This is a genomic window from Lautropia mirabilis, from assembly GCF_900637555.1.
GTDB lineage: Bacteria > Pseudomonadota > Gammaproteobacteria > Burkholderiales > Burkholderiaceae_E > Lautropia > Lautropia mirabilis.
On record NZ_LR134378.1, the window covers coordinates 1 to 5,000 of the forward strand.

Consider the following 5,000-nt stretch of genomic DNA (forward strand, 5'->3'; position numbering starts at 1 on the left):
GAAGCATTCCTGCACCGCTAATCCGTCCACACCAGGCCGGTCCATCATGGGCCGGCCCTCAAGTCAGCCCTCAAGTCAGCCCTCAAGTCAGCCCTCAATCCGGCCTTCAACCCAGACCTACAGGAGAAAGCCTGCCCCTCAAGAATGATCGGATGCCCCCGGCCCCAATGAGTCAATGAGCCGTCGTGCGGCTAAGCTGCCCTCGATATCCCCCAATCCCTGCTACCTCCTCTTGCCCTGTCTTCCCTGTCTTCCCTGTCTTCCCTGTCTTCCCTGTCTTCCCCTGTCTTCCCTGTCTTCCTGCCTTTCCTGCCTTTCCTGCCTTTCCTGCCTTTCCTGCCTTTCCCACTGCCCCCGCTGCCTCACTCTCACTATCCCCTATCTCGGCTCTCGGATACTGGGGTGGAGCCTGAATGTCCAGATTGTGGATACCAGATGCACCAATGAACAGATACGCCGTGACCAAGCAACTGATCCCATGAACAAATGAACACCAGATGAGTACCGTTGGGCCGCCCCCAGAACCCATCGGTCTGTCGGACAGCCACTTGGCACCTTCCCATGGTTTCATAGCTCCACGGGAGCCCCTCTTGCCGGGGACTGGCTCCCGGGACTCCGAGCCCTGCTCAGCAGGCCCCGCAGCCTGCAGAACCAGGACTCAGAATGTCCTCTGGAAATAGCACTTTTATGGACACCGCCCCAAGGAGGTGTCCATTTTTTTGCCCGGCATGGAAACTGTCGGTATGTGTCCGGGGAACGCAAACCCAGCAGAACAGTCCTCCGCCCCCTGAAACACGGACACTCCGAACCAGCAGCCACAGAAGGTGCGACAACAGCACTTGCAAATAACAAAACGCCTTTTGCCTTTATAACGGCAACCATTGCCGTACTGCGATAAGCGGGCCCCGGTAGGCTCCATGAGCCGAAGCAGATCCAAATCACCTGGCCACACATTCCAGTAGCTCCCACGTGCAGTGACGCATCCCTCTGGCGGCAGATGAACAGCTTCTCCCCACGCTGCCACTGGCCCTTGCGTCCCCTGGGTCTCCGCACTTCGCCCTACCTCGACCGCAAGCCCTGAGGAGCCAGCCCCTGAGAGCTCCCCCTGAGAGCTCCCCCTGAGAGCTCCCCCTGAGAGCTCCCCTGGGAGATCCCTGGGAGATCCCCTGGGAGATCCCCTGAGAGATCCCCTGAGAGTCAGAGCGCCCTGATAGCCCGAGCCCCAAGGGGGCTAGTACCCAAGGGAGCGACGCACACACCGCCCAGCCTCACAACCTGGCTGCCCCCCAAGGAGGATCACATCAACAGCACCACCTCCTTTCAGCATAGGCCAAGCAGCCACCCAATGGATGGCGTCACCCCATCCCGCCCGCCTCCGATACAGACTAGATGCACCGCCCCACGCGGCTCAAACATCTTCCTGGAGCCAGACACCATGAGCAGATCTCCCCTACCAAGCGGCGAACCTTCAGCAGCGGAAGGCCGCCTCCTCGCAGGCGAGAGCGGCGCGTGTTTCAGCAAACAGAACACCGGATTCGGACATAAGTCACAAAGTAGCCACATGCGTCCGTGTCATGAATCGTCTGCATGAAGGACGTGAACTATGACCACGCCAAACCGTTGCGAACAGCAACAATGCATCCCAACGGATCACGCACAACGCGTGACTCCCAAGCAGCACTCCGTAGCACCTGCAACCTCGACAACCCCTTTTTTCTCTCTACCCGGAACTCTTCTATCCCGAACAGACACCAACTCAGTGCCTGCGGACGGAAGGAGGAGACTGAAATGAACGCTCAGAATGTACTCCTGGTCGATGACCAGCCCCTGATCCGCAAATCCCTTCGCTCCATCCTGGAGTCGATCGATGAAAACCTGATCATCATCGCCGCCTCCTCGCTAGAAGAAGCCATCCGCTATGTTCATAGCGGGCAGCAGCCGTTGCTGACCCTCCTGGATCTCCAGCTGCCCGACGCAACCGGAACCGTCACGCTGGACACATTCCGCCGGAAATGCCCGGTCTCCCCATCGTCGCAATGATCGAACGGGCAGATCAGCAGTGACCCATGCGTGCCAAGTGCCGGCACTCTGGGACTGGTCCTGAAAAACGCGGATACCCAACCCATCACTGACTGCCTCCGGACTGCCATCCGGCTGGCCCGCAATAGCAACGATCCCAAATCCGGAAGCGGATCCGCGCCTGCATCACATGCCGCAGTGGTTCGTCCTGAGTTCCAGGACCATCTCAGTATCCCCAAAGCGAATGCACCCCAAGGGCTGCGTGTTCAACCTGCGGTATATCCGGGCAGCAATACCGCTCCTGCACAACCGCACCGTGAATACCGGGACGGGCGCCATCTGGGCCTGAGTGAACGCCAACGCAGCGTGCTTCGGCTCATGATGCTGGGTCTGCCAAACAAGAGCATCTGCAGAGAACTGGGATTGGCAGAAGGAACGGTCAAGGTCCACGTCAGCAGCATCCTTCGCATCCTGGGCATCTCCTCGCGTGCGCAAGTCGCCATGGCAGCCATGCGCTCGGGATCCAGTTCGAAGACATCGCAACGTCCTGACAGCGCAGAACAGATCGAAGGTGAGCAGGCAAAACGCGGCAAACGGCCCACGTCCAAACGGACGTGGGAGCCATGCAAGAAACAGGGGGAGACAAGGGCACCGCCGACGGGAGCGCGCCTCGGAGTTACGCCGCTGACTTAAAACAGGCTGGCGAAGGAGACATACAGAAAGAGACAAACAGAATGTGAAGGGGGCGTATGAGATACAGAGGACTAATTGAGAGGGGCGTAGGAGACATACAGACGAAAAAAAAAGCCCGTACGATGTACGGGCTTTTTCATGAATAGGGTGTCTGACGATGTCCTACTTTCACGGGCGCGGGCCCACTATCATCGGCGCAAAAGCGTTTCACGTTCCTGTTCGGGATGGGAAGGAGTGGTTCCACTTCGCTATGGTCGTCAGACAAAGCTTGTTGGCGGCGAGCCTAGCGAGTTGCCAAGGCTTGCTGCCGTGTCTGATAGGAGTCGACGAGTGTATCGGAAGTTTCATGAGGAGTCCATGGTTTCCGACGACGATGTGACTGAGTCTCGAACGAGTCTGCGTGCAGAGTCATGTCGAGTCAACTGATGGCGGCCCAGCAGCATGCTGGATCTCGCAAAACTATAGGGTCAAGCCTCACGGGCAATTAGTACCGGTTAGCTGCACGCATTACTGCGCTTCCACACCCGGCTATCAACGTCCTGGTCTTGGACGACCCTTCAGGGGATCGAGTCCCCAGGGAGATCTCATCTTCAGGCAAGTTTCCCGCTTAGATGCTTTCAGCGGTTATCTCTTCCACACTTAGCTACCCTGCGATGCCACTGGCGTGACAACAGGTACACCAGAGGTGTGTCCACTCCGGTCCTCTCGTACTAGGAGCAGCCCCCGTCAAATCTCCAACGCCCACAGCAGATAGGGACCAAACTGTCTCACGACGTTTTAAACCCAGCTCACGTACCTCTTTAAATGGCGAACAGCCATACCCTTGGGACCGGCTACAGCCCAGGATGAGATGAGCCGACATCGAGGTGCCAAACACCGCCGTCGATATGAACTCTTGGGCGGTATCAGCCTGTTATCCCCAGAGTACCTTTTATCCGTTGAGCGATGGCCCTTCCATACAGAACCACCGGATCACTATGTCCTGCTTTCGCACCTGCTCGACTTGTCAGTCTCGCAGTTAAGCACGCTTTTGCCATTGCACTTAGGCACGATGTCCGACCGTACCAAGCGTACCTTCGAACTCCTCCGTTACTCTTTAGGAGGAGACCGCCCCAGTCAAACTGCCCACCATGCACTGTCTCCGGCCCGGATGACGGGCCTAGGTTAGAACCGCGAACAAACCAGGGTGGTATTTCAAGGATGGCTCCATCAAGACTGGCGTCCTGACTTCAAAGCCTCCCACCTATCCTACACAAGTCGGTTCGCAATCCAATGCAAAGCTACAGTAAAGGTTCATGGGGTCTTTCCGTCTAGCTGCGGGGAGATTGCATCATCACAAACATTTCAACTTCGCTGAGTCTCGGAGGAGACAGTGTGGCCATCGTTACGCCATTCGTGCAGGTCGGAACTTACCCGACAAGGAATTTCGCTACCTTAGGACCGTTATAGTTACGGCCGCCGTTTACCGGGGCTTCGATCAAGAGCTTGCACCCCATCACTTAACCTTCCGGCACCGGGCAGGCGTCACACCCTATACGTCCACTTTCGTGTTTGCAGAGTGCTGTGTTTTTAATAAACAGTCGCAGCCACCTATTCTTTGCAACCTCTTTGCCCTTGTGTTGTTCACACTCAAGCTACCAAGGCACACCTTCTTCCGAAGTTACGGTGTCAATTTGCCGAGTTCCTTCTCCCGAGTTCTCTCAAGCGCCTGAGAATACTCATCTCGCGCACCAGTGTTGGTTTGCGGTACGGTCGTTTCTAGCTGAAGCTTAGAGGCTTTTCTTGGAACCACTTCCAGTTGCTTCGCGAGCAAGCTCGCTCGTCCCAACCCCTCGGCATACGCCTGGCGGATTTACCTACCAGACACCTACAGGTCAGGAACCGGGACTTCCAACACCCGGACAACCTTCCACGATCCGTCCCCCCATCGCACTAGAAATCGGTGCTGGAATATTAACCAGCTTCCCATCAGCTATGGCTTTCGCCCTCACCTTAGGGGCCGACTCACCCTACGCCGATGAACGTTGCGTAGGAAACCTTGCGCTTACGGCGAGCGGGCTTTTCACCCGCTTTAACGCTACTCATGTCAGCATTCGCACTTCTGATACCTCCAGCATCCCTTACGAGACACCTTCACAGGCTTACAGAACGCTCCCCTACCCCGCACTCAAAGAGTGCAGCCTAAGCTTCGGTGCATGGCTTAGCCCCGTTACATCTTCCGCGCAGGACGACTCGATCAGTGAGCTATTACGCTTTCTTTAAATGATGGCTGCTTCTAAGCCAACATC

Annotated in this window: 2 protein-coding genes and 2 rRNA genes (1 of these 4 running past the window's edge); 2 read left to right on the top strand and 2 right to left on the bottom strand. The window is 56.9% G+C overall.

What is annotated here, in order from left to right:
* Positions 1–1,788 precede the first annotated feature (1,788 nt).
* Complete coding sequence (locus tag EL249_RS13070) at positions 1,789–2,040, top strand: response regulator transcription factor (protein WP_170169587.1); 252 nt, start codon at positions 1,789–1,791, stop codon at positions 2,038–2,040.
* A 177-nt stretch (positions 2,041–2,217) separates the two neighbouring features.
* Entirely contained in the window at positions 2,218–2,712 is a 495-nt protein-coding gene (locus EL249_RS13815) for a response regulator transcription factor (protein ID WP_269471753.1), read from the top strand.
* A 149-nt stretch (positions 2,713–2,861) separates the two neighbouring features.
* On the opposite strand, the gene rrf is transcribed toward EL249_RS13815, so the two are convergent.
* Positions 2,862–2,974: ribosomal RNA gene (gene rrf / locus EL249_RS00015) — 5S ribosomal RNA — on the bottom strand.
* A gap of 201 nt (positions 2,975–3,175) precedes the next feature.
* Positions 3,176–5,000 (bottom strand): 23S ribosomal RNA (locus tag EL249_RS00020) (it continues 1,047 nt past the right edge of the window).